Source organism: Kordia sp. (assembly GCF_045105435.1).
In the GTDB taxonomy this organism is placed as follows: domain Bacteria; phylum Bacteroidota; class Bacteroidia; order Flavobacteriales; family Flavobacteriaceae; genus Kordia.
Genome location: NZ_JBGCDL010000088.1, coordinates 1 through 3,387 on the forward strand (window position 1 = coordinate 1; position 3,387 = coordinate 3,387).

A 3,387-nucleotide genomic window follows, 5' to 3' on the forward strand; every position below is an offset into this window, starting at 1 on the left:
TCCAAAAGAAAAAATTACCATTACACTTTGCAATCCGCCTTTTCATACATCTGCAAAAGAAGCACAAGCAGGAACATTACGGAAATTACGAAATTTGAAAGGTAAGCAACCTGTAAAAACGGAACTTAATTTTGGTGGACAAAGCAATGAATTATGGTGTAAAGGTGGCGAAAAGAAGTTCATTAAGAACATGATAAAAGAAAGTAAACAGTTTTCAAAACAATGCGAATGGTTTACGACGTTGGTTTCTAAAGAAGCTAATTTACCCGCCATTTATGATGCCTTGAAACGTGTACATGCCAAAACCGTAGAAACCATTTTGATGGGACAAGGAAATAAGATTAGTAGAATTGTGGTGTGGAGTTTTGTAGCATAAACTTTCACATTAAAAAACTGTACATTTGCCACTTAAATTCAAGAACAATGAACACTTTTAAAACTACAAAAATGTAATTCGATGCGTCCAAAGTTGAAATTTCGATTTCAATTAAAAGCCGAAGCTTAAAAAAATATTATTGAATTAAAAATTAAAAAAATGAGTACTATATTTTTTACTTCAGATCATCACTTTGGACATAAAAACATTCTTAAATTTTCTGAACGTCCATTTGCTGATGTTGCTGAAATGGATGAAGCATTGATCCAACGATGGAATGAAAAAATAAAACCCGAAGACGAAGTGTATCACTTAGGTGATGTGGGACTTGCTTCTTCAGGGAAATTAAGAAAGATTTTAGACCGTTTACATGGGAAAATCTATTTGATTAATGGAAACCACGAAAAATCTGCGCAAGCGTGTCACACACGTTTTGAATGGATTAAAGACTATTATGAGTTGGTTGTAAAAGACGACGAGTTTGAACGCGGCGAACAGCTGATTGTATTGTTTCATTACGCATTGCGCGAATGGAATGCTTCCCATTGGGGAACGTATCATTTGTATGGACATTCACACGGAACTTTGCCTGATATTGATACTTCATTATCGTTTGATATTGGTGTTGATTGTCACGATTTTTATCCGTTATCGTACGAAGAAGTCAAAGCCATTATGAAAACCAAGAATTGGAAACCTCCTTTTGAAAAAGAGAATCGATGATAAAAATAGAAACCTCCAAAAGTTGATTTTGGAGGTTTTTTTATCCAAAAAAAGTAATCTTAAAAAAACGCCCGATACTGCAACACACGAAAATCAAAGGTGGTAAATTTTGGATTTTCTTTTTTGAGTTTTTTGTATAAAGGAATGCTTCCAATTGCACGATTGGCTGCCCCAGAAGATGAGGTTAAGGAAACAGTTTTGATGATTCGTGATTGCATTTCGACTCCGCTCAATGCGCGTTCAATGTGATGTTTATTTTTTGCTAAATTCAAGTCAAATTGATGAAGTCTAGGTACAGTATCTGAAACAACTTCCAATTTGAGATTATACGGTTTGATGTGTTTTCGAAAGAAATATTCAGGACCATTTTTAGAGTTTCCACCAATGAAGAGAATGGTATGAATGCTTGGATATTGTTGCAAATAGCTAATTACATCACGCAGTTGTATGTTTTGCATACCTAAGTCGGAAGCATCAATTTTTTGGCGCTCGCAACTGTCTACAATATCGCAAACACCAATTTTATGTTTGATAAAGAATTCTTTTCGCTGATCAATGGCTTCTTGAGAATTGTCATACCGCAATTTTAAATTGAATATTTCATCAATAAACAACCATAACGAGTTATAGTAGCTTCCATAACAGAAGTTGACATCTTTTTCGAGTAATTCGCCTGTGGAAAATCGCGGTGGCGGCAACGTTCCTACAATTAGCTTTTCAGTGTCTGGCTGAATAAAAGGTTGGTATGGATGTTTGTGAAAGAACATGTCTTTTAAAGTTTTTAGAGTTCTTCTCTGAACTTCTTTACATTGATCACGACGTGTCGATACATTCTACGATTATGAGAAGACATGTGTTCCGATTCTGAGATAATTTCGTCCAATATTTCAGTAGCCTTGCTAGTTTTTCCATTCTTATGATAAAACTGCGCTAATGTGTAGCGCTCTGCATAGTTAGAATAACGTTGATCTATGGTTTTTAGATGTTCTTCTGCTTCGGCTACTCTTCCCAGTTTGTCTAAAGCTAAACCGTAATTATATTGTGCCTTCGAGTTTTTGAAGTCAAAAGTATCTTTAACTTTTTCAGCTAAACGAATTACCTCTTTATATTGTTGGGCTTGACTTTTAGCGCTGATGAGTTGAGAAATGACATAGAAGTCTTTTTCAAAATTCCCTTTTAACACTACTTCATAATGAATACTCGCATTTTCATAGTCTCCATTTTCATAATGTGCATCTGCTAATGCAACTCTATTCTGAAATGTATCGGCAAAAGCCAACTTTTTTTCAGCATCTTTTACTTTTTTAGATGGATTTATTACAATAGCAATTTCCTCAGTTACTTTTTCTAAATCTCTTTTATTTAATACTTCTGTTAAGAGATAGATTAAAGCGCCTACTAATGGTAGCATCATTATTAAATAATACCAAAATTTGTCCTTTTTGTTTTTGTATGCATGATACATACAAAATAATTGTAGAAAGAGAACTGGTGTATAAAATCGGATCATTGTTTATCGTGTAAATACTAATTCATTTCCGTTAGATAGTTCTTCGCTAAAACCATATCCTTCGTAATTGAATCCTTTTAAATCATCGATCGTTTTTACGTCTGCATCAATTAGATAACGCGTCATATAACCTCTTGCCAATTTTGCATACGTCATAATAACTTTGTATTCGCCATTCTTAAAATCTTTAAAAGTAGGCGTAATTACAGGAACTTTTAATGCTTTTGCATCAACTGCTTTGTAATATTCATTGCTTGCCAAATTGACAAATAATTCATCTGCTGCAAGTTCGTTGTTTAATGCTGTTGTGATTTTCTTTTTCCAGAATTCATACAGGTTTTTATTTTTCCCAACAGGAAGTCGTGTGCCCATTTCCAAACGATACGGTTGCATTAAATCCAATGGTTTTAATAATCCGTATTGCCCTGATAAGATTCGCAAAGTACTTTGTAAGGTATCTATTTTTTCTTCGGGAAGTGTAAACGCGTCCAATCCTTGAAAAACTTGACCACTGAATGTGTAAATACTTGGTCGTGCATTTTCGATATTGAACGGCAATTCCCATTCTTGGTTTCGCTGATAGTTTAAATCGGCTAATGCATCTGAAATTTTCATCAAACTTGATAATTCCTTGCGTGATTTCTTTTTCAGCACTTTACTCAATTGTGCTGCTTCTTTTAAAAAGCAAGCTTCGGTATGTTTTTCTGTTGGAATACTACTTTCTAAGTCTAGTGACTTTGCTGGAGATATTACAATTTTCATTTTTTCTATTTTCTTT

General features: G+C 34.0%; 5 protein-coding genes. 2 read left to right on the forward strand and 3 right to left on the reverse strand.

All coding sequences use genetic code 11. The annotated features are described in order from the left end of the window. Both AB8B65_RS04140 and AB8B65_RS04145 read left to right on the forward strand, forming a co-directional pair. On the forward strand, positions 1-376 hold a 376-nt coding region (locus AB8B65_RS04140), incomplete at its 5' end, for an RlmF-related methyltransferase (protein WP_405299592.1). Positions 377-535: 159 nt separating this feature from the next. After that, entirely contained in the window at positions 536-1,099 is a 564-nt protein-coding gene (locus AB8B65_RS04145) for a metallophosphoesterase family protein (RefSeq protein ID WP_405299593.1), read from the forward strand. Between the two features lie 59 nt (positions 1,100-1,158). Here AB8B65_RS04145 and AB8B65_RS04150 read toward each other — a convergent pair whose 3' ends face one another. The 3 genes from AB8B65_RS04150 to yaaA are packed head-to-tail and all read right to left on the reverse strand — an operon-like array spanning position 1,159 to position 3,371. Next, positions 1,159-1,866: a uracil-DNA glycosylase family protein gene (locus tag AB8B65_RS04150; RefSeq protein WP_405299594.1), complete on the reverse strand. Its 708-nt coding sequence runs from the start codon at positions 1,864-1,866 to the stop codon at positions 1,159-1,161. Positions 1,867-1,880: 14 nt separating this feature from the next. Next, positions 1,881-2,564 (reverse strand): tetratricopeptide repeat protein, encoded by a 684-nt coding sequence (locus AB8B65_RS04155; protein ID WP_405299595.1) that lies wholly within the window; start codon positions 2,562-2,564, stop codon positions 1,881-1,883. Between the two features lie 48 nt (positions 2,565-2,612). Next, the gene (gene yaaA, locus AB8B65_RS04160) at positions 2,613-3,371 is read right to left on the reverse strand and encodes a peroxide stress protein YaaA (protein WP_405299596.1); all 759 of its coding nucleotides are present in this window, start codon (positions 3,369-3,371) and stop codon (positions 2,613-2,615) included. Positions 3,372-3,387: the final 16 nt, after the last annotated feature.